Source organism: Flaviramulus aquimarinus (assembly GCF_039543205.1).
GTDB lineage: Bacteria > Bacteroidota > Bacteroidia > Flavobacteriales > Flavobacteriaceae > Flaviramulus_B > Flaviramulus_B aquimarinus.
Genome location: NZ_BAABJH010000006.1, coordinates 1 through 24,430, shown reverse-complemented (window position 1 = coordinate 24,430; position 24,430 = coordinate 1). Strand labels below are relative to the sequence as shown.

The 24,430-nt window shown below is 32.6% G+C and carries 21 protein-coding genes; 13 read left to right on the top strand and 8 right to left on the bottom strand.

Annotation, left to right across the window (positions count from 1 at the left end):
• Positions 1–97: 97 nt before the first annotated feature.
• The 5 genes from ABD941_RS11630 (at position 98) to ABD941_RS11610 (ending at position 6,236) form a co-directional block, all read left to right on the top strand.
• Positions 98–1,810: a sodium:solute symporter family protein gene (locus tag ABD941_RS11630; protein ID WP_345274310.1), complete on the top strand. Its 1,713-nt coding sequence runs from the start codon at positions 98–100 to the stop codon at positions 1,808–1,810.
• Positions 1,803–2,777: a Gfo/Idh/MocA family protein gene (locus ABD941_RS11625; RefSeq protein WP_345274309.1), complete on the top strand. Its 975-nt coding sequence runs from the start codon at positions 1,803–1,805 to the stop codon at positions 2,775–2,777. Before ABD941_RS11630 ends, ABD941_RS11625 begins: the two co-directional genes overlap by 8 nt.
• 183 nt (positions 2,778–2,960) lie before the next feature.
• Entirely contained in the window at positions 2,961–4,133 is a 1,173-nt protein-coding gene (locus ABD941_RS11620; RefSeq protein WP_345274308.1) for an LETM1-related biofilm-associated protein, read from the top strand.
• A 57-nt stretch (positions 4,134–4,190) separates the two neighbouring features.
• Positions 4,191–5,183, top strand: a complete 993-nt coding sequence (gene lpxD / locus ABD941_RS11615) for a UDP-3-O-(3-hydroxymyristoyl)glucosamine N-acyltransferase (protein WP_345274307.1) — start codon at positions 4,191–4,193, stop codon at positions 5,181–5,183.
• Positions 5,184–5,336: 153 nt separating this feature from the next.
• Entirely contained in the window at positions 5,337–6,236 is a 900-nt protein-coding gene (locus ABD941_RS11610) for a GNAT family N-acetyltransferase (RefSeq protein WP_345274306.1), read from the top strand.
• A gap of 7 nt (positions 6,237–6,243) precedes the next feature.
• Here ABD941_RS11610 and ABD941_RS11605 read toward each other — a convergent pair whose 3' ends face one another.
• From ABD941_RS11605 to ABD941_RS11585, 5 genes are all read right to left on the bottom strand, one after another.
• Positions 6,244–6,999, bottom strand: coding sequence for a LytR/AlgR family response regulator transcription factor (locus ABD941_RS11605; protein ID WP_345274305.1), 756 nt, complete (start codon positions 6,997–6,999; stop codon positions 6,244–6,246).
• Between the two features lie 79 nt (positions 7,000–7,078).
• Positions 7,079–7,408 carry a 2TM domain-containing protein gene (locus tag ABD941_RS11600; RefSeq protein ID WP_345274304.1) on the bottom strand — a complete coding sequence of 110 codons (330 nt, stop codon included), beginning with the start codon at positions 7,406–7,408 and terminating at the stop codon, positions 7,079–7,081.
• 11 nt (positions 7,409–7,419) lie between these two features.
• Positions 7,420–7,722, bottom strand: coding sequence for a 2TM domain-containing protein (locus ABD941_RS11595; RefSeq protein WP_345274303.1), 303 nt, complete (start codon positions 7,720–7,722; stop codon positions 7,420–7,422).
• An 11-nt stretch (positions 7,723–7,733) separates the two neighbouring features.
• Complete coding sequence (locus tag ABD941_RS11590) at positions 7,734–9,074, bottom strand: histidine kinase (RefSeq protein ID WP_345274302.1); 1,341 nt, start codon at positions 9,072–9,074, stop codon at positions 7,734–7,736.
• Positions 9,075–9,080: 6 nt separating this feature from the next.
• Complete coding sequence (locus ABD941_RS11585; protein ID WP_345274301.1) at positions 9,081–9,704, bottom strand: hypothetical protein; 624 nt, start codon at positions 9,702–9,704, stop codon at positions 9,081–9,083.
• Between the two features lie 162 nt (positions 9,705–9,866).
• On the opposite strand from ABD941_RS11585, the gene ABD941_RS11580 reads away from it, so the two are divergent.
• On the top strand, positions 9,867–10,265 hold the full coding sequence (locus ABD941_RS11580) for a hypothetical protein (protein WP_345274300.1): 399 nt from the start codon (positions 9,867–9,869) through the stop codon (positions 10,263–10,265).
• 55 nt (positions 10,266–10,320) lie between these two features.
• On the opposite strand, the gene ABD941_RS11575 is transcribed toward ABD941_RS11580, so the two are convergent.
• Positions 10,321–11,049, bottom strand: coding sequence for an energy transducer TonB (locus ABD941_RS11575; RefSeq protein WP_345274299.1), 729 nt, complete (start codon positions 11,047–11,049; stop codon positions 10,321–10,323).
• Between the two features lie 208 nt (positions 11,050–11,257).
• Here ABD941_RS11575 and trmD point away from each other — a divergent pair, with 208 nt between their 5' ends.
• The 7 genes from trmD to ABD941_RS11540 all read left to right on the top strand — a co-directional run bounded on the left by trmD (position 11,258) and on the right by ABD941_RS11540 (position 20,120).
• On the top strand, positions 11,258–11,935 hold the full coding sequence (gene trmD / locus ABD941_RS11570) for a tRNA (guanosine(37)-N1)-methyltransferase TrmD (RefSeq protein ID WP_345274298.1): 678 nt from the start codon (positions 11,258–11,260) through the stop codon (positions 11,933–11,935).
• 396 nt (positions 11,936–12,331) lie between these two features.
• Positions 12,332–12,682: a 50S ribosomal protein L19 gene (gene rplS, locus ABD941_RS11565; protein ID WP_345274297.1), complete on the top strand. Its 351-nt coding sequence runs from the start codon at positions 12,332–12,334 to the stop codon at positions 12,680–12,682.
• An 864-nt stretch (positions 12,683–13,546) separates the two neighbouring features.
• A complete protein-coding gene (locus tag ABD941_RS11560) occupies positions 13,547–15,736 on the top strand; it encodes an NADP-dependent isocitrate dehydrogenase (protein WP_345274296.1) in 2,190 nt (729 codons plus the stop codon).
• Between the two features lie 81 nt (positions 15,737–15,817).
• Positions 15,818–18,193, top strand: a complete 2,376-nt coding sequence (locus ABD941_RS11555; protein ID WP_345274295.1) for a TonB-dependent receptor — start codon at positions 15,818–15,820, stop codon at positions 18,191–18,193.
• 4 nt (positions 18,194–18,197) lie between these two features.
• Positions 18,198–19,013 carry a DUF4249 family protein gene (locus ABD941_RS11550; RefSeq protein WP_345274294.1) on the top strand — a complete coding sequence of 272 codons (816 nt, stop codon included), beginning with the start codon at positions 18,198–18,200 and terminating at the stop codon, positions 19,011–19,013.
• 65 nt (positions 19,014–19,078) lie between these two features.
• On the top strand, positions 19,079–19,900 hold the full coding sequence (gene murQ, locus ABD941_RS11545) for an N-acetylmuramic acid 6-phosphate etherase (RefSeq protein WP_345274293.1): 822 nt from the start codon (positions 19,079–19,081) through the stop codon (positions 19,898–19,900).
• On the top strand, positions 19,887–20,120 hold the full coding sequence (locus ABD941_RS11540) for a DUF6095 family protein (protein WP_345274292.1): 234 nt from the start codon (positions 19,887–19,889) through the stop codon (positions 20,118–20,120). Before murQ ends, ABD941_RS11540 begins: the two co-directional genes overlap by 14 nt.
• 278 nt (positions 20,121–20,398) lie before the next feature.
• Here the strand turns inward: ABD941_RS11540 and ABD941_RS11535 are convergent, their stop codons facing one another.
• Positions 20,399–20,899, bottom strand: a complete 501-nt coding sequence (locus tag ABD941_RS11535; protein ID WP_345274291.1) for a DinB family protein — start codon at positions 20,897–20,899, stop codon at positions 20,399–20,401.
• A gap of 690 nt (positions 20,900–21,589) precedes the next feature.
• Entirely contained in the window at positions 21,590–24,025 is a 2,436-nt protein-coding gene (locus ABD941_RS11530; protein ID WP_345274290.1) for a helix-turn-helix domain-containing protein, read from the bottom strand.
• Positions 24,026–24,430: the final 405 nt, after the last annotated feature.

The window sequence follows — 24,430 nt, the reverse complement described above, 5'->3', positions numbered from 1 at the left end:
AACCAAAACCAAAGTGGCTTAAATTATATTCGATTGTTTTAATAGCTAACGCCATTTACTTTGTTCTCTTTTACATCATTACTAAATCCTTTTAATTATGCAAACTTTAAGCTGGATTGATTGGACGGTCCTTTGTGTTACTTTAATAGCTATAGTAACTTATGGCACATTACAAACACGAGGAAGCAAAAATGTAAAAGACTATCTGCGTGGTGGTAATACCTCAAAATGGTGGACCATTGGGTTATCGGTTATGGCCACCCAAGCTAGTGCCATTACGTTTTTATCTACACCAGGACAAGCCTTTAATGATGGAATGGGTTTTGTGCAATTTTACTTTGGACTGCCCTTTGCCATGGTAGTAATTTGCTTAGTTTTCATTCCATTATATCATCGGCTTAAAGTATACACCGCTTATGAATTTCTAGAAAATAGGTTCGATTTAAAAACTAGAACTTTAGCTGCTATTTTATTTTTAATCCAGCGTGGTCTTGCTGCTGGAATAACCATTTTTGCACCAGCCATTATTTTATCGGTTGTATTAGGTTGGGACTTACTAACGCTAAATATTATTATTGGTTTTTTAGTTATTATATACACCGTTTCTGGAGGAACGCGAGCTGTAAACGTAACACAAAAGCACCAAATGGTAGTCATTTTTATTGGAATGCTAGTGGCCTTCTTCTTAATAGTAGATAAACTTCCTCAAGATATTACCTTTAGCAAAGCTCTAGATATTGCTGGTGCAAGCGGTAAAATGGAAGTGCTTGATTTTTCATTTGATTTAAATAATAGATATACATTTTGGAGCGGTATTATTGGCGGTACATTTTTAATGCTATCTTATTTTGGAACTGACCAAAGTCAAGTACAACGCTACCTATCAGGCAAATCTATTAAAGAAATGCAATTGGGATTAATATTCAATGGGCTTTTAAAAATACCGATGCAGTTCTTTATATTATTAGTTGGCGTTATGGTATTTGTGTTCTATCAATTTAATGAAGCCCCTGTAAACTTCAATCCTACAGCAACAGAAGTCGTGCTAAGTTCTAAATATGCCGAAGAATTCAAAATGCTTCAACGAGAACAACAACAAATCTTTAGAGACAAGCAGAAAATCATTGCTGCATACACCAATTCAGAAGATCCTGAAGTCGCAAAATATATTTCGGCAGCAAACCTAGCCAATGAAGAATTAAGGGAAGAAGCTAGAAATTTAATAGACATAGCTTCAGATAGTCAAGCTATAAAAGTAGAAAGCAACGATAAAGACTATGTGTTTATTCACTTTATTTTAAACAATCTACCACGTGGTTTAATTGGTCTATTATTGGCCGTTATACTAAGTGCAGCCATGTCTAGTACAGCAAGCGAGTTAAACGCTTTAGGCTCTACAACAACCATAGATTTATACATACGAAATACTGGAGTAAAAACTGAAGAGGAAAAAGTAAAAGCCTCAAAGTGGTTTACATTCCTTTGGGGAATCATTGCAATTTGCGTAGCCTGTGTAGCCAATCTTGCTGAAAACTTAATTCAACTTGTAAACATTATTGGCTCAATTTTTTACGGTAATGTTTTAGGTATTTTTCTACTTGCTTTTTTCTTTAAATTTGTAAAAGGCAATGCTGTTTTTGTAGCGGCTTTAATCACTCAAGTTTTAGTAATTGTGTTATACTTATTGGATTTATATGAATATATCAATCTCCCCTTTCTCTGGTTAAACTTTGTAGGCTGTATCATTGTAATTATAATAGCCTGTTTACTTCAATCTATAACACCAAGTAACAAAAAAGCCAATGTATAAAACCATCAACTGGGGCATTATAGGTTTAGGGAATATTGCCCATAAATTCGCTACAGATTTACGAACTGTAAAAGGTGTAAAATTATATGGCGTAGCATCAAGAAGTCAAGAAAAAGCAAATGCCTTTGCTTCAAAATATAACGCCACTAAAGCTTATGATAATTATGAAGCTTTAGCGAACGACCCCAATATAGATGCTGTCTACATTGCTACCCCGCATGCTTTACACAAAGAAAACACCTTATTATGTTTAGAAAACGGTATAGCTGTATTATGTGAAAAACCATTTGCCATGAATGCAGATGAAGTAGACAATATGATAGCTAAAGCCAAAGAAAAAAAAGTGCTATTAATGGAAGCACTATGGACCTATTTTTTACCACACTACCAATTCGTACTTAGCGAATTAAAAAAGGAAACCTACGGGAAACTAATAAAACTAGAAGCCGATTTTGGTTTTTACAGAGCTTTTGATAATACATCAAGAGTTTTTAATAAATCTCTAGGCGGTGGTAGTTTATTAGATATAGGCATCTACCCTATTTTTGCTGCTTTGTCTACTTTAGGAAATCCAAAACACATTGAAGCTAAAGCTACATATTTTGAAAATGGAGCTGATTCCTCTTGCGATATGGTGTTTTATTATGATAGTATTACAAAAGCTTATTTAAAAAGCACCTTATTAAAAGCCACACCTGGAGAAGCCATTTTCTATTGTAAAAAAGGTATTATAAAAATTAATGGGGGGTTTCATTCACCTTCAACAGTTACAATAACACCAAAACATGGTAAAGCAGAAACTATTGATTTCAATTACAAAACCATAGGCTACAACTACGAGATCATCCATTTCAATGAACACTTACGACAAGGTAAAACCGAAAGCGACATCATGACTTTTGAGTTTAGCCAACAACTTATCAAAACTTTAGACAACGTTAGACGCATTATAAATCTTGATTATTAGCTTAAAAAGTTCAATACTCTAAACGGACTCATTTTTCATAATTTTTAAGAATTATTGATTTTATTCTTTCAAAGGACTTTGTTTAAAAAGGATAATTATATTATCTTTTTGTTAAAATAAATAGTTGTGGATTACCTATCGAAAACATTACATTTACATTCTAAATTATACGATTTATAAATAATGAACCCATCTGCAGTTGGCTGGATACAAAAATTACTTAAAGAAGTTGAAACAAACAATCACTTTTTAAAGTATGATGAAGAAGTCTTTTATGAAGACTTAAGAACTTGTGGCTTTATTTATGGCAGTAATTTAAATGTGACTACTCAAGTTATAAATAAAAGCGACTTAACCGAAGATGAGCTTTGTAAAACGAACCTGTGTTTATCATTATATTATACGCATTCAAACTCCAATAGTGAAGTATCGTTTATTAATAGCGTTATAAATTTTTACACAGCCATAAATGAAATTAAAACCTCTTTTTTTCAAGATTTATTAGGTGGTAAAAAATCAAGCGAACAGCTAGAAAAAATTCTACACAAACGTATTCAAATTGATGCTAATGTACTTACAAAAAACTTTAACTACTTTATTATAAACGCTTTGTTGTATGTCGATGTATTGGCATATCAAGAATATTTAAAAAAGGAATCTGTTAGTGTTAATTATATAAAAGAACTAGAAGCTTCAATTGTAGCTATTTCTTTAGACGTTTTAAATTCAAAAGAAATCAAAAATCAATATGACGATAGTTTAATCAAATTATTTGAGTCTTCATTAAGGTATCACGATAACGACATCCTATATTACAAAAAAGCGATTACCTACATAAAAACAAATCAAGAGAAGTACTATATTTTGGATTTAGCTTGCATGGCGACTTGGAGCGACCAAATGATTGATTTAGAAGAAGAACAGTTTCTAGAAAAACTGGGGAATGATTTACAATTAAGTAAATCAAGAGTCCATCAATCTATAAAAACCGTAAATAATTTTTACACTAAAAACAAAGACAACATTGCACTTTTAAGTTCAAAAAACATTGTTCAGAGTTTTTATAACAATTCCAGCAAAATGGTCAACAAACTTATTACTAGAAACAGTAAACGTTTGTATCAAGAATTAAAAGATAGTAAGGAACTTATGGTTTTACTAACTCAATCTACAATACGAGATTTAAATAAAGAAGAACAAAAAAAAGTACAAGACCAGCTATTAGACATTTTTAAATCCATACCAAGTCTTGCAATCTTTTTACTCCCAGGAGGTGCATTATTACTTCCTTTAGTAGTCAAATTTATTCCAAAATTATTGCCCTCAGCTTTTGATGAAAATAGAATTGAAGAATAAAAACCTTATTTTTTGCTTAGATTTACCAATAACTAATCAATACTTACTTAATATATTATGAAGTCATATTCCATTGAAGAATTAAACAACCTTTTAAAAGGCGAATTAATAGGACATACCACACAACAAATTGAAGGCCCAGAACAATTACAAAATGCCAAGAATAACCATATAACATTTATAGGAAGCACAAAATACATTAAGTTTTGGGAAGACTCAAAAGCATGTGCCGCAGTAATAAATGACAATTTATCGGTTGAACCTGGTGATAACCGAGCGTTAATAAAAGTAAAAAATGCCGATTTAGCCATGGCAACCATTTTAGAACTTTACAATCCACCAGCACCAGAATTTGAAACTGATATACATCCTACAGCTGTTATTCATGAAAGCGCTACCATTGGTGACGGTTGTAAAATCGGAGCTAATTGTTATGTAGGTAAAAATGTGGCTTTAGGTAGCGGTGTTATTCTATACCCTAATGTTTGTGTTTTTGATGAAACCACCATTGGAGATCATACTATTGCATGGTCAGGAACCGTAATTAGAGAACGATGTATTATTGGTAGCCACTGTATCTTTCATACCAATGTAAGTATTGGTGCAGATGGATTTGGATATAGACCAAGTGATGATGGCAGAGGCTTAGTAAAAATACCCCAAATCGGAAATGTTATTATTGGTCATTATGTAGAAATTGGAGCTAACTCCTGTGTTGACAGAGCCAAGTTCAGTTCTACTATTGTAGGCGATGGATGTAAAATTGATAATCTAGTACAAATTGCCCATAACAGTATTATGGGACGTTCCTGTATAATGGCGGGGCATAGTGGACTTGCAGGTTCAGTAACCCTAGGTGATGGTGTTATTATTGGCGGAAGTGCCTCAATTAAAGACCATACAACTATTGAATCCGGAGCAACCGTAGGCGCTGGATCTGGTGTTATGAATAACGTTAAAGCAGGCGAAACCGTTTTAGGCTATCCAGCACAAGAAGCTAAAGCCATGTTAAAACAATGGGTAGCTATGCGAAGAATGGCTAAGAAATAAAATATAGCTTAAAATGATTTCCGTCTACCTCTGCCTCGTTAACAACCAATAAAGTCCAAGAAATAAAAATGTTTTTACATTAAAAGTTTTTTTCAATAAAACCAACCTTTTTTAATACATTACTCTTTCTTTTTAAAGAAAAAGAATTCCGAAATGAAATATATAAAACTAAACAATACAGTTTATAGCTTTACCAGTAATATTAAGCATGATAAAGCCATTAGAACAAGTTTCAATACGCTAACAGAAGCTTCATTTGGATTTAACATGGAAGCATGGTATCAAAGTGGCTATTGGGGAGATAATTATATAGCCTATTCATTATTACATGAAAACAAAATTATATCAAATGTTTCAGTTAGTGTGATTGAGTTTATTATAGATAAAGAAAAAAAGATTGGTATACAACTAGGAACTGTAATGACTGATAAGAACCACAGAAAAGGTGGTTTAAATAAGTTCATCATGGAACAAGTATTAAATGAATGGAAAGAAAAAGCTGATTTTATATACCTCTATGCAAATGATAGTGTTCTGGACTTCTATCCAAAATTTAATTTTGAGATAGTCGATGAATATCAGTACTCAAAACCTGTTAAAGATAATAGTGATATTTCATCAATAAAAAAAATCAACATTGATAATGATAATGAAAAAGAGTTTCTAAAAGACATCTTAAAAAATTCAATACCAATTTCAAAAGTGTCAATGCGAAATAATACAGGGTTAATAATGTTTTACTGTTTATGGATTAAAAAAAACAGCATTTACTATATCGATACACTAAAAACCATTGTTATTGCAGACTTTGAGGGTGACACTCTATACCTAAACGATGTTTTTACCAAAGAACATGTTAGTTTAAACCATATAATTAAGGCAATATCCAATAAATATGTAAAAAACGTTGTATTAGGATTTACCCCTTTAGACAAAAAAGGTTATAATAAAAAATTGCTAAAAGAAGAAGGCACGACGCTTTTTGTTCTAAAAGACTATGTAGATTATTTCAAACACAAGCACTGGATGTTCCCTGTTTTATCACATGCCTAAACTTTAATTATTCCAACCAGCTTTTAAAATCCTTAACGCGCTCGCGAGCTACAATAACATCTTGCTCATTATATGAATTTAATTTTATTTGCAAACGTGAGTTAGTATAACTAACCATATCCTTTATTGCATTTATATTCACAAAGAATTTACGATTTATACGAAAAAAATTTTGTGGTTCTAACTCGTCTGATAAATGGTCAAGCGTCGTATCTAAAAGATAGTTTCTACCTTCGATTGTATGTAAATATGTGCCTTTATTTTCGCTATAAAAACATTCTATGTCATCAATATTAATCAGTTTTAAATGCTGCCCAACTTTTACCGAAAAACGCTTTTTATATTCGCGGTCAATCGGGTTTACAAGTAGTTTTTTAATATCGTTAAAATCTAAAGTTACAGCTTGTTTTTGAGGTGCGAGATCTAGGTATTTTTTTACTGCAACTTCTAAATCGTCCTCATCAATAGGTTTCAGTAAATAATCGATACTATTTAGTTTAAAGGCCTGAAGAGCGTATTCATCATAGGCTGTTGTAAAAATAATTGCTGATTTGATATCTATGGCTTCAAAAATCTCGAAAGACAAACCATCACTTAATTGAATGTCTAAGAATATCAAATCAGGATGCTCATTATTCTGAAACCAGTCTATTGATTCTTCAACAGAATGTAGCATCACTTCAGCTTTTAAATCTAAACTTTGCAGCATACGTTGTAAACGTCTTGCTGAGGGTTTTTCGTCTTCTATAATTATTACTCTCATTGCTGGTTATATATTTTATTTTCTTTATAGTTTACTGAGTTTCCGTTTGGTCTTTTAGCAAGCTGATGCTATAATTATTTTACTTCCATTGCTTTTTATCATTATCCATGTATTCTCTAATTTTCTTTTCTTCCCAAGATTTACTAAAAAGTAAGCCTTTTCCAAATACACCAAGCGCATGAAACCCCAAACCAATGCCCCAAAAAATAGCGGTCGAAAATGTGCCAAAATGCCATAGTTCGCCATTCTTATAAACAACCATGCCCACAATAAAAACATTAACCACAACATACCAGAAAGCATGCCAGTAAAAACCTTTAATCTCTTTTACACGTTTTTTAGCCCGAGCATAGGCTTGTTCTTTTTGATACTTTTTATTTTCGTAAGGTTCTAATTTATAATCTTCCATAATCCTAATAGTTATTCCCAGTTATTCTCTTCTTTACGCATCAATTCTTCAATTTTACGTTTCTCCCACTTACTTTCAAACATGCCTTTTTGAATAAAAACGACAAACCCATGAATAGCTAAACCAATACCCCAGCCTATAACTGAAAACCAAAACCATTTATAATCCCAGTAGGTTTTATAGTTAATAAAAATTGTAAATGGAGTAAACAAACAATACGCAAGGAGATGCTGATAAAATCCTTTTATTTGTTCTATACGTTTACGTGCTCTCACTGCTTTTTGTTCCGTATCAAAATCTGGTAATCGTTCCATAATTATTAGTTTTAGTCCCAATTATTTTCTTCGTTATTCATAAACTCTTCCATTTTACGCTTTTCCCAATTTCTGCCAAAAGCACCTTCACTAACAAAAACCCTAAAGGCCTGAATGGTTAAACCAATGCCCCAACCAAACATGGGAAACCAAAACCACTGGAACCCCCAAGACGTTTTGTAATTGATGAATATTAAAAAAGGAATAACTAAGCAATACGATATAAGACTATAATAAAAGCCTTTTAATTCGTCTACATGATTAAGTGCTCGCATATAACTGTCGTCTAAACTTGATGATGTTTGTTCTGTTCTCATGATTGATATTTGTTTGGTAAGCATAGGTATAGCTATAGCAAACTTTCTTGTTGTTTTATTAATATCTATTTTTCTATTCGTTAAGAGTTTGTAACGTTGCATAATATTACTTAAGCCTACACCACTACTCTTTTTTACTATCTGTTTGGGTTGTAAATTATTTTCCACTATTAAATTACCCTGCTCTTCATATATTCTAATATGCAAAGGCTTACTCGATGTTACCATATTATGTTTTACAGCATTTTCTAAAAGCAATTGCAATGACAAAGGCACTACCATACTTTCTGGGTTTGATGCTTTTTCAGGCATCGAAAAAACAATACTATCTTCAAAACGCATTTTAAGTAAAGACATATAGGTTTTTGCAAACTGTAACTCCTCATCAACCGTTACTAATTCTTTATTTTTTTGCTCTAAAACATAACGATATACTTTCGACAATGACGTTGTGAACTTTTGTGCATTGTCTGGATTCTCTTCTATTAGACTGGTTAATACATTTAAACTATTAAATAGAAAATGAGGGTCTAATTGATTTTTTAAGGCATCAAACTTGGCACTAGCCGTACCTGCTATAACCTTTTGTTCTTTTATTTTATTTTGCTGTACCTTGTTATAAAAGTAAATGATGTGGAATACCGAAACTGCCGAAAGTGTAATCCATAAAGCAAACTGGTAATTTTCAATTTTTTCATTTTGAATAAATTCTACAAGTGTTTTTCCGCCGAGAGTTGTCCTAACTAAAAGGTTAAGCAAAAACATGCATACTAGCGTAATTACTACTGATCCTATGAAACTAACAAGGACTCTTTTTATTCTTTGATTTGATTTCCATATGCGTCTTTCTAAAAAATCAAAAAGCCTCATATTTGATAAAGTAATTACTACTGAATATAACTGATAAATGAAAAAACTAACTAAGCCATCATTAAAACTATCGTATTTAAAACCTCTAGAAAAAGAGTTATCTAACACAAATAAAGTGACACCAATAAAAAAGGCTATTAATATATTTTTAGTTAGTTTATTCATTACTAATTATTTTTCACAAGAATCTACTAGCATTTTAGCACGGTCTGCTCCCCAATTTGGGTGAAATGCTGTTTCTGGTTTAAAGTTAGCAAAAAGTTCAATGGAACGCTCTAAATCTTTACAAAATGGTGTCGTATCTTGACCAAAATATTTTGCGCCTCCCATATCCCATTCTGCTTTACAATACACAACTCTTGGGTTTTTTGGTGCAATTATAGCCGCTTTTGTATAAATCTCTACAACTTTTGCAGATAAGGTCATACCATATGTGGCTCCATCATAGGCTACCCAAGCTGTGTGTAATAAAGCTTGTAGAACCATTATTTCTGGATTGTCTTTTGAAATGGCTGTTGCATCATTAATTAAATCTTGCGCTTTTTTAAGCTGGGCGCTTAGCTTTTCTTCGTCATTTTCACCAAAGCTATATATAACATTTATTTGTGCGGCATAATATGGTGGCAGCCAATTATCTTGTTCGGCAGCAGCTATACGTTCAAATAAGTTTGCTGCTTCAATTGGTTGGTTAGCTGTCCATAGTTCAAAGGCTTTTTGCATCCCTTTTTCATAATTAGTTTGTGCGTTTAAAAAGCCAGAAACTAATAGAGTAGTAATAATGATTAAATGTTTCATGTGTTTATTTTTTATAATTTTAATTATGAAGCAAATATCCGTCAGAAGTGGAATATTAAAAAAATCGACTTACCGAATTGTTATTTTTTATAGCTGAAATGTTAAACTCATATAATATAAGAATTCTAATTGTTAATTTGCGTTGTAATAAATCATCACAAAATGAAAAACATACTATGTATTCTTCTAATTTGTATGTCTGCATTTAGTTTTAGTCAAACTGACCGCATATCTACTATAGATTATATTGAGGTTTTAAATGGAAATAAGACCGAAGCCTTATTTTACTATCAAAATAATTGGAAGCAATTAAGAATTCAAGCTCTAGAGCAAGGTTATATAAAAAGCTATCAATTGTTAGAAAGCGTTGTAACCAAAGAGACGCCATACAACTTTATATTAATAACAACATATAAAAACAAAGCACAATTCGATAATAGTGAAGTTAATTTTCAAAAACTGATTGATGCTGGCAGCGGATTAAAATTAATTAATGATAAAAAACCTGGTGAATTTCGAAAGGTGATTATGCATAATAATGCAGTAAAGCATTGGAACTAAAAGGGAGTCTAAAATAGCTTAGACTCCCTTATTCACATTGATATAAAACCATATACTACCCGTCATGAAGCTTGAAGAATATTGGTACAGCATAGGCAACCTTAACAGGTCTACCTCGTTGCTTACCTGGTTTCATTTTTGGTAACTTACTAATAATACGTTCTGCTTCTTTTTCCAAAATCCTATCTGGTCCTCTTGAACGTATGTTAGTCGTATAACCCTTTGAATCTATAACAAAAATTACTGACACCCGACCTTGAACACCTAACTCTAAAGCCGTTTGTGGGTATTTGAAGTGTTTTACAACATGCTCCTGGATTTTTTTCTGAAAGCAAACTTTTGATTCTTTTTTAGATAGTCCTTCACAACCAGGAAAAACAGGCACATCTTCAATAACAGCAAAAGCCACTTGAACATCTTCCTCGACTTCTTCAACTTCAACATCGCTAATTTCTATAACGCGCTCCTCAATAGCGTCATCTTGACCAATTTCTGTGCTTTCAATAATAGTTTCTTCTACTTCTTCTACATCTTCAACAATTTGAATAGACTCTTGAACAGCAGCTGGCGGTGGTGGCGGTGGTGGCGTATTAGCATTAACAATTGGGATTTCATCTTCAAATTCTGTCTCAACATTTAGAATATCAATAGCAACATCATCTTTTTCATAAGTCTTATACTCCAGAGCATGCCAAGACAAGAATAACATTAAATTGAGTCCAATAGCAAAGTATATACTGCTATTTCGACCAATTTCTAATTCTGGGTTCTTTTTAGCTTCCATGACTCACACTTTATATATACCCTTAAAAGTATTGAATATCATAGGCTATAACTATGACATTTGTCATGTGAAGCGCCACCATTCTAAATATACGATTTACATAATTTCATATCATGATAATTAAACTTGCCCCAAAACATATCTGAAAAAAAATCATTAGCTACATCACAAACAATTAAATTATCTTTGCTTTACTTAAAAAATAGTCATGCGCATAGATATTATTACCGTTTTACCAGAATTACTTAAAAGTCCTTTTGAAGCCTCTATTTTAAAAAGAGCCATAGAAGCAGAATTGGTAGAAATCCATTTTCATAATTTAAGAGATTATACAACTGATAACTACAAATCTATTGACGATACACAGTTTGGTGGTGGAGCCGGCATGGTAATGATGGTTGAGCCTATTGATAAATGTATTTCAGCTTTAAAGACTGAACGCCATTATGACGAAGTTATATATATGACGCCTGACGGCGAAACCCTTAAACAAGGTATAGCCAACCAACTCTCATTAAAAGAAAACATTATTATTTTATGTGGTCATTATAAAGGTGTTGACCAACGTGTACGTGACCACTTTATAACACGTGAAATATCTATTGGCGATTATGTATTGTCTGGAGGTGAACTCGGTGCTGCAGTACTTTGTGATGCTGTAATACGATTAATACCAGGGGTTTTAGGTAATGAAACCTCTGCCCTAACAGACTCTTTTCAAGATGGATTATTAGCGCCACCCATTTATACAAAACCTAGAGACTATAAAGGTTGGAAAGTACCGGAATTACTATTTGGAGGAAACTTCCCTAAGATTGAAAAATGGAGAGAAGAGCAGGCGTATTTAAGAACTAAAGAAAGGCGACCAGATTTGTTGGATGATTAAGCAAAGACAAATTCCAAAAATAAAAAATTCCAAAATCAAAAACATTATCATCACATTATAAGTATCAGTTGATTTTTTTTGAAATGAATCAATTAAATTTGAATCTATTTGCGAACAGCTGAATACTGTTGACTACCAATTCATTTCGTGTTAAGAATCGAAAAACATGTTTGATCTCCCCGATATAGAAGGAATCCAGCAATGAAAGCCTAACTTTTTACTTTACTTAAACATAAACCCACAAGTAAATTTTCAATTAAAAAGAGTCCCTATAAAAAACATAATTATTAATTGTGAATTATTAATTATTAATTATCTTTGCACCCAATTTCGGGTTAACCTCTGGCGAGAATCGTGAATGTTGTTCTGGATTAATTATAATTAAATTTAAAGATAATGGAATCTTTAGTAAAATTTGTACAAGACGAATTTGTAACAAGAAAAGAATTTCCGGAATTTGGAGCTGGAGATACAATTACTGTTTACTACGAAATTAAAGAAGGAAACAAAACACGTACTCAGTTTTTTAGAGGTGTAGTAATTCAAAGAAGAGGATCTGGATCATCAGAAACTTTTACAATTAGAAAAATGTCTGGATCTGTTGGAGTAGAACGTATCTTCCCAGTAAACTTGCCAGCATTACAAAAAATAGAAGTTAACAAACGTGGTAAAGTACGTAGAGCAAGAATCTACTACTTTAGAGGTCTTACTGGTAAAAAAGCCAGAATTACTGAACGCAGACGTTAATAAAATACCACTGTATTTGCAGTGTAAAAAAGCCTTGAGATATCTCAAGGCTTTTTTTATTAACAAAAGTTAATAAGTGTGGTTTATAAGTTGTTGGTATCTAAATACTTAAAAATTTTGTTTTATTAAATTGTGAATGTATTTTAGTAAAAGAATTAATAACAGCCCTCGGTTGGTTTCACTTTAAAACTGAATTTATATTATATTCTAAATATAAGGAAACGTTCTTTATATAATTGTTTTTTGAGGTTTTTGATATAGCACGTGTATGCGTGTGAAAGCAAAACCATGACATTATAAAAAGTACCATATGCGAAAGCAGATGAAAACTAAGGTAATGGAAAGCTCAAAAATTAATAATTTACGAAAGTAATTATTATAATGAGGGCAATGTTGCTAGCAAATTTAACGCGCAAGCGAAGAAGGAGTTAAAAGCATCAAGAAAAACAATTAAACAGAAACATCTAGTAATAAGTCAATACATTTTGAAAATTACAAAAATGTTTCTCTTGAAATAATAGCACTTGAATTGAAAAGATTTAGATGAAAATTTTGAATTGATTTAGTAGCAATACTAATTAGATCACGTTATGTTATTTCAAAGAAAGCCATGTCAGAGAAGATTAAATTCTTCAGTGATATGGCTTTTGTTATTTTTTAACATTTTCTTTACCTATTTTTTATTAAATTCTTACTAAACTGTACCTTTTTTTTAATTCTATTAAATATACACTACTAAAACGTTTTCGTAAACCTAAAAAACATTTATAACAGTCTAATTTTGTATATTCGCATCGCTAAAATTGAAACTAGTCTTTTTCTATAATTTTTAGCCTTTTCAGTAATTCAAAAAAATAGCACATAATGTCAAAAATCATTTATACAAAAACGGATGAAGCACCAGCTTTAGCAACACGTTCTTTTTTACCAATTGTTGAATCTTTTGTTGAGTCCGCTGGGATTGATGTTGAAACCAAAGACATCTCTTTAGCAGCAAGAATATTAGCTGCATTTCCAGATTACTTAAATGAAGAACAACGTGTTCAAGATGATTTAGCATTACTTGGTGAACTTGTTAAAAAACCTGAAGCGAACATCATTAAATTACCAAACATTAGCGCTTCTGTTCCTCAATTAGAGGAGGCTATTGAAGAGTTACAATCAAAAGGTTTTGCGGTACCAAATTACCCAAGTGAACCAGAAAATGGTGAGCAAAAAGACATTAAGTCTCGTTATAATAAAATTAAAGGTAGTGCGGTAAATCCCGTATTAAGAGAAGGTAATTCAGATAGACGCGCACCTAAAGCTGTTTCCCATTACGCTAAAAAGAATCCTCATAAAATGGGGAAATGGGAAAAAGACTCAAAAACTCACGTAGCTTCAATGAAAGCAAATGACTTTTATGGTTCGGAAAAATCTACCACTATTGCTGAAGACACTGAATTTAAAATTACTTTCAATGGTAAAGACCTAAAGGGATACGCTCCTTTATTAGCAGGAGAAATAATTGACACCTCGGTAATGAGTATTAATGCTCTTAAACAATATGCTGCTAGAGAAATTGCTGACGCTAAAGCAAACGGCGTATTGCTATCATTACACATGAAAGCTACGATGATGAAGGTTTCTGACCCGATTATTTTTGGAGCTATTGTTGAAGTATTCTACAAAGACGTATTTGAAAAGTACGCTGAATTATTTGATGAATTAGGCATTACTGCTACCAATGGTATTGGAGATGTTTATGATAAATTAGAAGGTCATACTAAAGAAGGAGAGGTAAAAGCTGCTATTAACGCTGTATATGCAGATACTCCTGCTGTTGCCATGGTAAATTCAGATAAAGGTATTACAAATTTACATGTGCCAAGTGATGTAATTGTAGATGCATCAATGCCGGCTATGATTCGTACAGGAGGTCAAATGTGGAATGCAGAAGGACAACAACAAGACACCAAGGCTTTAATTCCAGACAGATGTTATGCTGGTGTATTCCAAGCAACAATTGATTTCTGTAAAGAAAATGGTGCTTTTGACCCGGTAAAAATGGGAACTACTGCTAATGTTGGATTAATGGCTCAAAAAGCTGAAGAATATGGGTCTCATGATAAAACTTTCCACTTAAGTGAAGCTGGAACTGTTGAAGTTATAGATATAAACGGAAATGTACTTTTATCTCAAGACGTTGAATCGGGTGATATTTTCAGAATGTGTCAAACAAAAGATGCACCAATTCAAAACTGGGTTAAACTAGCTATTGATAGAGCTAGAGCTACTGGTTGGCCAGCTGTTTTCTGGTTAGATGAAAACAGAGATCATGATATTGAAATCATTAAAAAGGTGAATACCTATTTACCAAATCACGACACATCTGGATTAGAAATTTTTATAAAGTCTCCTGTCGAAGCCACTTTATATACTTTGGATAGAGTAAAAGTAAACTTAGACACGATTTCCGTAACAGGTAACGTATTACGTGATTATTTAACAGATTTGTTTCCAATTTTGGAATTAGGTACTTCTGCCAAAATGTTATCGATTGTCCCATTAATGAATGGTGGTGGATTGTTTGAAACTGGCGCAGGTGGTTCTGCACCAAAACACGTGGAACAATTACTCGCAGAAAACCATTTACGTTGGGATTCTTTAGGTGAATTTTTAGCATTAGCCGTTTCTTTAGAACATTATGCTGAAGTTAACAACAACCTAAAAGCCAAAGTATTAAGTGAAGCATTAGATAATGCTACAATGAAACTTTTGGATAACAAAAAAGGTCCATCAAGAAAAGCTGGTGAGTTAGATAACAGAGGAAGCCATTTCTATTTAGCGATGTATTGGGCGCAAGAATTAGCAAATCAAAATGTTGACACTGAACTTAGTGACAAGTTTAAACCAATCGCATTAGAGTTAACTACTAACGAAGAAACTATTGTTAATGAATTAAATAGTATTCAGGGTAAAGCCACCGATATAGAAGGTTATTATCTCCCTAACGAAGATTTAGTTAACAAAGTTATGAGACCGAGCAAAACCTTGAATAAGATATTAGGTTAAATAAAAATCTAACAACTTGTTAAAAGCTCCTTTTTTAGGAGCTTTTTTTATACTTTTATAAAAAAAAAGAAGAGCTATTAAATGAAAAACCTTTTACTATGGTTTCTTTTTGCGCTATGTTTTAATATACTATCGCTAAACGCACAAGAAAGATTCACATTAAGTGGCACCGTTTCCGAAGAAAAAAGTAATGAAACCCTTATCGGTGTAAATATTATATTTCCAGAAATATCAGCAGGCACAACAACTAATGAATATGGTTTTTATTCCATAACACTTCCTAAAGGAACTTACAAATTAATAGTGAGCTACCTAGGATTTTCTACAATTTCTGAAACCATTACGCTTACCCAGGACATTACCAAAAACTTAAGTTTATTAGATGCATTAGAAAGTTTAGATGAAATAGTCATTACTGAAGATATTGAGAAACTCAATATAAAAACGCCACAAATGAGTGTTTCCAAACTTACTTCTAGTACCATAAAAGACATCCCTGTTGTTCTTGGCGAATCTGATATTATTAAAGCCATTACCTTATTACCTGGTGTAACCAGTGCTGGCGAAGGGGCTTCTGGTTTTAACGTGCGAGGTGGTGCAGCAGATCAAAACCTAATCCTTTTAGATGAAGCCACTATATATAACTCATCGCATTTGTTTGGATTCTTTTCCGTTTTCAACCCAGATGCCATTAAAGATATAAAGCTCTATAAAGGTGGTATTCCTGCGCGTTATGGTGGGCGTGTTTCATCCGTTTTAGATATTTATCAAAAAGAAGGCAATAGTAAAGAATTTCACATGAATGGTGGTATTGGACTTGTTTCAAGTAGGCTACTTGCTGAAGGCCCTATTAAACAGGGCAAAGGATCTTTCCTCTTTGGAGGTCGATCTAGTTACGCTCATTTATTTTTACCGATTTTTGACATTAATAATATTGCATATTTCTACGATTTGAATACTAAATTAAGCTATAGAATAAACGATAGAAACAATATTTACCTATCAGGATATTTTGGTAGAGATGTATTTAGAATCGAAGATTCTTTTGAAAACACCTATGGAAACTCCGTTTTAAACTTTAGGTGGAATCATCTGTTTTCAGATAAATTATTTTCAAATTTATCCTTTATTTATTCTGATTATTATTACGAATTAAGGCTTGACTTTGTAGAATTTGATTGGATTTCAGGAATCCAAAATTTCAACTTAAAATATGATTTCAAACACTATATAAGCGATAAAATAAAACTGCAATACGGTATAAATAGTATGTATTACAAATTTAATCCAGGAGAAATAAACCCAACCGTGCCGTCTTCAGGAATTAATCCATTTAAACTCATAGATAAATATGCTTTTGAAAATGCTATTTATTTAGATGCTGAACATAAAATATCAGATAAATTGGCACTATCCTATGGATTGCGCCTTAGTTCTTTTCACCGTTTAGGGCAAGATGAACTGAATGTTTATGAAAACGATCAAGCCATTCTGTTCAATGAAGATTTTCAAATTTATGAAAAAGCAGAACCTATTGCCAAAACATCTTTTAAACGGAGTGCTGTTATTGAAAGCTTCTATAACTTAGAGCCTAGAGCATCCCTAGCCTATCAAGTAAGTCCTAATAGCTCAGTAAAAATGAGTTACAATAGAATGAGTCAATATTTACATTTACTTTCAAATACCAATTCACCTACCCCTTTAGATATTTGGACGCCTAGTGGCAAATATGTAAAGCCACAATTACTTGACCAATTCGCAATAGGTTATTTTAAAAATTTTAATAACAATACATATGCTTTAGAATTAGAAAGTTTTTATAAAACAGTAAAAAACAGAATAGATTATATTGATGGCGCAGATCTAATTGCAAATAACGCTATTGAACAAATTATACTAAATGGTAGAGCTAGAGCCTATGGCTTAGAAGTTTTACTTCGCAAAAACGAAGGAAAGTTAAAAGGATGGTTGGCATATACCCTATCTAAATCCGAACAACAAACAAGAGGAAGAACACCTACAGAATTAGGAATAAATAATGGGAATTGGTACAATACACCCTATGACAAAACACATGATATATCAATAACGGGAAGTTATCAATGGAACAAAAAATGGAAAATAAACACTAATTTTTTGTTTCAAACCGGACAACCAGCAACATTCCCTAATGGGCAATATGAATTTAATGGACTTAACATACCTAACTACAGCAACAGGAATGCAGATAGGCTACCATCATACAACCGTTTAGATGTTTCATTAAATTACACCCCAAAACCAAATAAAACCAAAGGGTGGCAAAGCTATTGGGTATTTGGCATTTATAATATCTATAACCGTAAAAATGCCGCTTCTATAAATTTTGGACAAAATACAGATACAAATACCAATGAAGCAACACGATTAGCCATTTTTGGAATTGTACCATCCATATCTTATAATTTTAAACTTTAAGACTATGAAACCAATATTTAAAATATATCTTATTTGTTTATTACTAATCTCGTGCGAAGACGTTATTGAAGTCGATTTAAATACTGCCGAACCAAGATTGGTTATAGAAGCATCTTTAAATTGGATTAAAGGTACCGATGGGAATTTACAATTTATACGCCTTAGCTTGACTGCTCCATATTTTGATGACACGATTCCTCCAGCAACAGGAGCAACAATAACAGTTACAGATTTAAACAGTAACACATTCAATTTTATTGAAAATGAGAATACTGGTATTTATTCAAATGAGTCATTCATTCCAGAACTTAATGGCGTTTACAATCTAGCTATAAACTACAATAATGAAATATACACAGCAACCGAAACTTTAATACCTGTAGTACCTATAGAGTTTGTAGAACAAAAAAATGATGGTGGATTTACAGGGGACGATATTGAAATAAAAGCATATTACACAGATCCTTTAGGAATTGATAATTACTATTTATTTGAATTCTTAGTTATTGATAGTAATAACTTAGACCTAGAAGTTTATGATGATGAATTTACCGATGGAAATCAAATTTTTGCATTCTACTCTAGTGATGATATAGAACCAGGTGATGAATTATTGATTAGGAATTCTGGCGTTTCAGAACGCGGTTATGAGTTTTTTAATATATTATTACAGCAAACCGATGAAGATTCAGGAGGGCCTTTTGAAAGTCAGCCTGCTACAGTTAGGGGGAACTGCGTTAACCAAACAAATCCTAGCAATTACCCTTTAGGTTATTTTAGAGTTTCAGAAACAGATATTTTCACCTATGTCGTTCAATAAACCACATGAACTAGACTAAATTAGCAGCCACTAATCCTAACAAATTTTTTACGTATTTTTAGACTATGAGTTTCACTAAAACAACCGAGCAAGATTCAAATTATAATCATTTGGAAAGCATGTCTATTTCAGAATTGTTAAAAAATATAAATAACGAAGACAAAACAGTTCCTTTAGCTGTTAATAAAGCATTACCACAAATAGAAAATTTAGTTGAACAAATTGTAAACAAATTAAAACAAGGAGGTCGCTTATTTTATATTGGCGCTGGTACAAGTGGACGTTTAGGAATTTTAGACGCATCTGAATGCCCACCTACTTTTGGAGTTTCACATGATTTAGTCATTGGAATTATTGCAGGTGGAGACACGGCCATTAGAAAAGCTGTAGAATTTGCTGAAGACTCTCTGAGTTTAGGTTGGGAAGATTTACAAGCTTATAATATTACAAATAAAGATATTGTTGTCGGTATTGCCGCTTCTGGCACAACGCCTTATGTTATTTCTGCTTTAGAAAAATGTAATAAAAACAATATCATTACGGGCTGTATAACATGCAATTTTAATAGTCCATTATCGCAAACCGCCCAATACCCTATTGAAGTTATTGTTGGTCCTGAATTTGTGACTGGCAGCTCTAGAATGAAAGCAGGTACCGCTCAAAAACTAGTACTTAATATGATAACTACAGCTACCATGATTCAATTAGGACATGTTAAAGGCAACAAAATGGTAGATATGCAATTAAGTAATAATAAGCTGGTTAATAGAGGTGCTAAAATGATTATGGCAGAATTAAACATCCCTCAAAAAGATGCTGAAGAATTATTAAACAAATTTGGTAGTGTGCGTTTAGCAGTTCAAAATTATAATGATGGAAGAACATAAAACAGATAGAGATATTCTAGCAAAAGGGTTAAAAATCATGGGAATGTCTTTAGGATGTATGTTCCTTGGGCCTACATTAGTTTATATAGCTTTAACCAATCAAGAAAAACCTTTATACATTCCTATTTTAATACTAGCCATACTCCTTTGTGGTTTAGCCATATTCCTTGCGTTTAAAGGTATAAACACGGTTATGGACAGTATGTTTAAAAAGAAATAATCAAACAATTTTGTTAGTGCTATAAATTAAAAACCAATTCATCAATGCGACTTGAATTTTCGACGGTTCCGATAGTTCACGATAGTTATCGGGACGCAAGGAGAACGAACCTTTTTACTTTAGTTTATATTGAGCATAGAAAATACTCATAGATAAACTTTCGAGAAATCTTACACTGATGAGATTCCTCTTCGTGCCTCATTCGGAATGACAAGCTCACTTTTAAAAAGAATTTTATGCTTTTGTTTTAAAACTGTGGATTTCAAATCCATAGTGGTTTATTTTACAGTAGCCTGCTTTGGCGTTGTTGGATTATATCCAAATTCACTATCATTAACAAGAATGCCTAAACGGTCAAAAATATAGTTAATAATAGCGTAATGATGTATAGTATGACTATTAGCTTGAGATAATAAAGCCCCGTAAGTATAAGGTATTTCTACAGTTCCTAAACCTAAATCATCAATAACAGAAACTGTTTTATCCATATCAAAACTTATAGCATTTAATTTATCAATGATTAAATCCAAATAATCTTTAGCACAATCACACTGTTCTTCAACATCTGTATTTCTAGATCGGGCTGTTAAATCAATTTGGTTTTCAGAATTAAGCTCAAAAATACGCTCATAAAAATCCAAAATGTGCCTAATATGAGTGCCTATACTGGAATGATATGGCGGCACAGAAGCATCACATAATTGCTCATCAGTTAAACTATTTAATAATGATTGCGATTTTTGAAGTGTTTTAAGAGTAGATTGGATAATTATATTCATGGATACTAAAATAGATAAATAAATTGAATTGAAAAATTATTGTGATTTAGTCTAACAGCTTTAAAATCCTTACAAAAAAGCTTTATCATTCTGAGAAGCGCCAAAGTACGGTGTATGAATCTCATCATTAAAAACAATTAGGGTACAATACTTCGACTGCGTTAAGCATAAACTAAATAGAAACCCGAAAATTAAAACCAACACCAATTATAGTTTTAAATAGCAACCGTATTACTCCTCCCCTTTTTTTAAGGGGAGGTGCCGACAGGCGGAGGGGTCAAAACCCTAATTAACGTCAGTTAGACATATTACTAACTAATAATTGAGTGTTTAAAAAGTTTAATAAATAAGCTTTATCATTCCGAATGCTATTAAGATTAAAATATATTTTGATTGAAAATACCCAAACGAAGTTTGTGAAGAGCCTGCCTGTCGGCAGACAGGGAATCTCATCATAATGAGATATCTCGAAAGTTTATCTTGAACGGAGCCGAAAGACTCATACTTCGCGCTGTCGATATGACAAACAACTGTTTATCATATGGTAAATTGTTTTTTTAAATAAAATTTACATCGAAATCAGGTTAATTATAATCTAACTTCTGGAAGCTTATCCCATCCCGATAGCTATCGGAAACTATCGACAAGCGGAGGGGTCAAAACCCTAATATAGTTTCATTTTTTTTAACTTTATTTTCTCAATTCCTCAACCACCAAACGCAATTCTCCATAACTGTACTTATCATCCAATTGATGCTTTAAATCTGATATGTCTTCAAAACTTTTTTTAGGAATACTGGCTTTTAATGCTTCGTAATTTTCAACCGACATCAAATCGGTAATTTTCACTTCTCCCGAACCTATAAAACTAGTCAAATGTCCAAAAATGGTATTTTCATTAAGTTCCCTGTCATTAGCTATATCTTGAATAGATTTACCCTGTTTAAATAAGGCTAAAGATTCTTTTTTAGTATCACCCTTTTTTCTTTTAGGCTTTTCTACTTCAAAAATATCCACATCTTTAGATGTTTCAATATCGTTTTCATCACAAAACGCTTTTATTACTTTTAAAATAGCAACACCGTACTTTTCAACACGCGTTTTACCCATACCATTAACTTGCAGCAGTTCTTTTTTATTGCTAGGTAAGGTTTCGCACATGGCATATAAGGCCTTTTGAGTAAATACCTGATAATGAATCAAATCCTTTTCCTGAGCTATCTCATTTCTAAGCACACGTAATAATTCAAATAATTCCACATTAGACGTCCCATCAATAACTGCTTTTCTAGGTTTCTTGGGTTTCTCTTTACCAAAAAATACAGATTTAGCTCGTAACTCCAAAAAGTGCTTGGCTTGAAACCCAGTAGCTAAACCATTAAAATATAAAACTTTTGTAGTCAATAAGTCTTCCAAAGCATCCAGGTTTTTAGTCATATCGCTCCCCACGGCCTGATTATCGGTAGTAAAACCAAACGTCTTTAATGGCTCAACAATATGTGTTTCTACCTCAGTTTTAAAATAAGCAATGGCTTTTTTAAAGCGCTCTTGAACCACAGCACTCGTTTCAGGTAACCCCTCATGTTCCAAAAGTTGTTTCAATTGGGCATTAAACCCATTACTCACTTTCAAAAAATTAGTAATGGCCGTTTTTATGGTTAAAAAAACAGGTTCTACCTCGCCTTGAACAACCGTTCTGTTTTTATAATAAATATCTAAAACCCGATTTGCTGGATACAGTAATGGGTAAAAATCAAACACCTCAAAAATTAAATCCAATTGAAAATTTTTCTGCGAAAGCTCTAAAACAGCTTCGTCAGGTTCATTCTGTTCGGCATCTTTATTAAACGAAATTACATGGCTATCGCTAATAATCTGACTAGAATGAATCTTACTTTTTAACACCAAGCCTTCCAAAGATTTACATCGGCTCAATGCCACATAGGTTTGCCCGTGAGCAAAAGCCCCTTGGGCATCAATAATGGCCTTTTCAAAAGTGAGCCCCTGACTTTTATGTATGGTAATAGACCATGCTAAACGCAAAGGCATTTGGGTGTACGAGCCTATAATATTTTCCGAAATGGCTTTCGTTTCAGCATCAACTGTATAATTAATGTTATCCCAAAATTCGGGCGTGGTTACAATATTAAAATCATCATCAGGGCAATGCACCACCACTTCATCAACATCCAACAGAATCACCTTCCCTATCTTTCCATTAAAATAACGCTTTTCAGGACTACTATCATTCTTAACAAACATCACCTGAGCACCCACTTTCAATTCTAAAGTCTCTTTATTGGGGTAAGCATATTCCGGAAACTTTCCTTTAATTTCTGCCTTATAGGTATGTAATTTGGTATTTAATTTATCTAACTCCGCTTTATTAGTGGCTTCCGCTTTGTTATTGTGCGTGGTTAAGGATATATAACCCGCACCAGGTTCAGGTGTAAAATCAGGAATATAACGTGTATTCAATGCAACAGCTCCAGCTTCGCTAAGGGCATTATTCCTAATTTCATTAAGGATTTCAATAAACTTGGGGTTGTCCTGTCTGTAAATATGTTTCAACTCAATAGTAATAGCTTCACATTGCTGGTAGGCATGACTGCTAAAAAAGAACCCGTTTGTATAATACGATTTTAATAAGTCCCATTCCTGTTCCTTAATTACTGGCGATAATTGTTGCAAATCGCCAATCATCAACACCTGCACCCCACCAAACACCTTGTTTCTATTTCTAAAACGCCGTAAGGTTCTATCAATACCATCCAACAGATCGGCACGCACCATACTAATTTCATCAATGACCAATAAGTCCATCGACTTAATAATATTGATTTTGGTCTTACTAAACTTCCTATTAAAGCCCTTTGAGGCATTCAGGTCCGTATCCGGTAAAATAGGTCCAAAAGGCATCTGAAAAAACGAATGTATTGTAACCCCCTTAGCGTTAATAGCCGCCACACCCGTAGGTGCTACCACTACCATTCGTTTTAAACTATTCATTTTCAATCGGTGTAAAAACGTGGTTTTACCAGTCCCTGCCTTACCCGTTAAAAAAATTGACCGGTTTGTATTATTCACAAACGCCCATGTTAAATCCAGTTCCCGATTGCTTATCATTTTTGATTATTATAAAAAATATTTCAAATATAGGAAACTAACTACAATTTATAAATTATAATATATAAATAATGTAAGATTCTTAAATTATAATCTTAAATTTATTTCATAGGAAAACCCTTTATACTTCTATGAAGGGTTTTACATAAAATACTTAGCTTATTTCAGTACCATTAAATTGCGTTGAAAACGTGCTTCAAAGCCTTACAAAATATCCTATTAACTTTATTTCAAAAAAAAGCGTTTAATTACAAATGTAATTTTCATTTTATTTCAATTCAGAGCAAAAAAAATCCTCAACAAATGAATGTTGAGGATTTACAATTCTAAATTGAGTTTAGAATAAAAAAGGCAACGACTCTACGCTCTCCAAATGCAGTACCATCTCGCAGATGGTATCAGCTA

What these genes read in the sequence shown, in the direction of transcription:
- ABD941_RS11630 (WP_345274310.1), top strand. Translation starts at nt 98, where the DNA reads ATGCAAACTTTAAGCTGGATTGATTGGACGGTCCTTTGTGTTACTTTA.
- ABD941_RS11625 (WP_345274309.1), top strand. Translation starts at nt 1,803, where the DNA reads ATGTATAAAACCATCAACTGGGGCATTATAGGTTTAGGGAATATTGCC.
- ABD941_RS11620 (WP_345274308.1), top strand. Translation starts at nt 2,961, where the DNA reads ATGAACCCATCTGCAGTTGGCTGGATACAAAAATTACTTAAAGAAGTT.
- lpxD (WP_345274307.1), top strand. Translation starts at nt 4,191, where the DNA reads ATGAAGTCATATTCCATTGAAGAATTAAACAACCTTTTAAAAGGCGAA.
- ABD941_RS11610 (WP_345274306.1), top strand. Translation starts at nt 5,337, where the DNA reads ATGAAATATATAAAACTAAACAATACAGTTTATAGCTTTACCAGTAAT.
- ABD941_RS11605 (WP_345274305.1), bottom strand. Translation starts at nt 6,999, where the DNA reads ATGAGAGTAATAATTATAGAAGACGAAAAACCCTCAGCAAGACGTTTA.
- ABD941_RS11600 (WP_345274304.1), bottom strand. Translation starts at nt 7,408, where the DNA reads ATGGAAGATTATAAATTAGAACCTTACGAAAATAAAAAGTATCAAAAA.
- ABD941_RS11595 (WP_345274303.1), bottom strand. Translation starts at nt 7,722, where the DNA reads ATGGAACGATTACCAGATTTTGATACGGAACAAAAAGCAGTGAGAGCA.
- ABD941_RS11590 (WP_345274302.1), bottom strand. Translation starts at nt 9,074, where the DNA reads ATGAATAAACTAACTAAAAATATATTAATAGCCTTTTTTATTGGTGTC.
- ABD941_RS11585 (WP_345274301.1), bottom strand. Translation starts at nt 9,704, where the DNA reads ATGAAACATTTAATCATTATTACTACTCTATTAGTTTCTGGCTTTTTA.
- ABD941_RS11580 (WP_345274300.1), top strand. Translation starts at nt 9,867, where the DNA reads ATGAAAAACATACTATGTATTCTTCTAATTTGTATGTCTGCATTTAGT.
- ABD941_RS11575 (WP_345274299.1), bottom strand. Translation starts at nt 11,049, where the DNA reads ATGGAAGCTAAAAAGAACCCAGAATTAGAAATTGGTCGAAATAGCAGT.
- trmD (WP_345274298.1), top strand. Translation starts at nt 11,258, where the DNA reads ATGCGCATAGATATTATTACCGTTTTACCAGAATTACTTAAAAGTCCT.
- rplS (WP_345274297.1), top strand. Translation starts at nt 12,332, where the DNA reads ATGGAATCTTTAGTAAAATTTGTACAAGACGAATTTGTAACAAGAAAA.
- ABD941_RS11560 (WP_345274296.1), top strand. Translation starts at nt 13,547, where the DNA reads ATGTCAAAAATCATTTATACAAAAACGGATGAAGCACCAGCTTTAGCA.
- ABD941_RS11555 (WP_345274295.1), top strand. Translation starts at nt 15,818, where the DNA reads ATGAAAAACCTTTTACTATGGTTTCTTTTTGCGCTATGTTTTAATATA.
- ABD941_RS11550 (WP_345274294.1), top strand. Translation starts at nt 18,198, where the DNA reads ATGAAACCAATATTTAAAATATATCTTATTTGTTTATTACTAATCTCG.
- murQ (WP_345274293.1), top strand. Translation starts at nt 19,079, where the DNA reads ATGAGTTTCACTAAAACAACCGAGCAAGATTCAAATTATAATCATTTG.
- ABD941_RS11540 (WP_345274292.1), top strand. Translation starts at nt 19,887, where the DNA reads ATGGAAGAACATAAAACAGATAGAGATATTCTAGCAAAAGGGTTAAAA.
- ABD941_RS11535 (WP_345274291.1), bottom strand. Translation starts at nt 20,899, where the DNA reads ATGAATATAATTATCCAATCTACTCTTAAAACACTTCAAAAATCGCAA.
- ABD941_RS11530 (WP_345274290.1), bottom strand. Translation starts at nt 24,025, where the DNA reads ATGATAAGCAATCGGGAACTGGATTTAACATGGGCGTTTGTGAATAAT.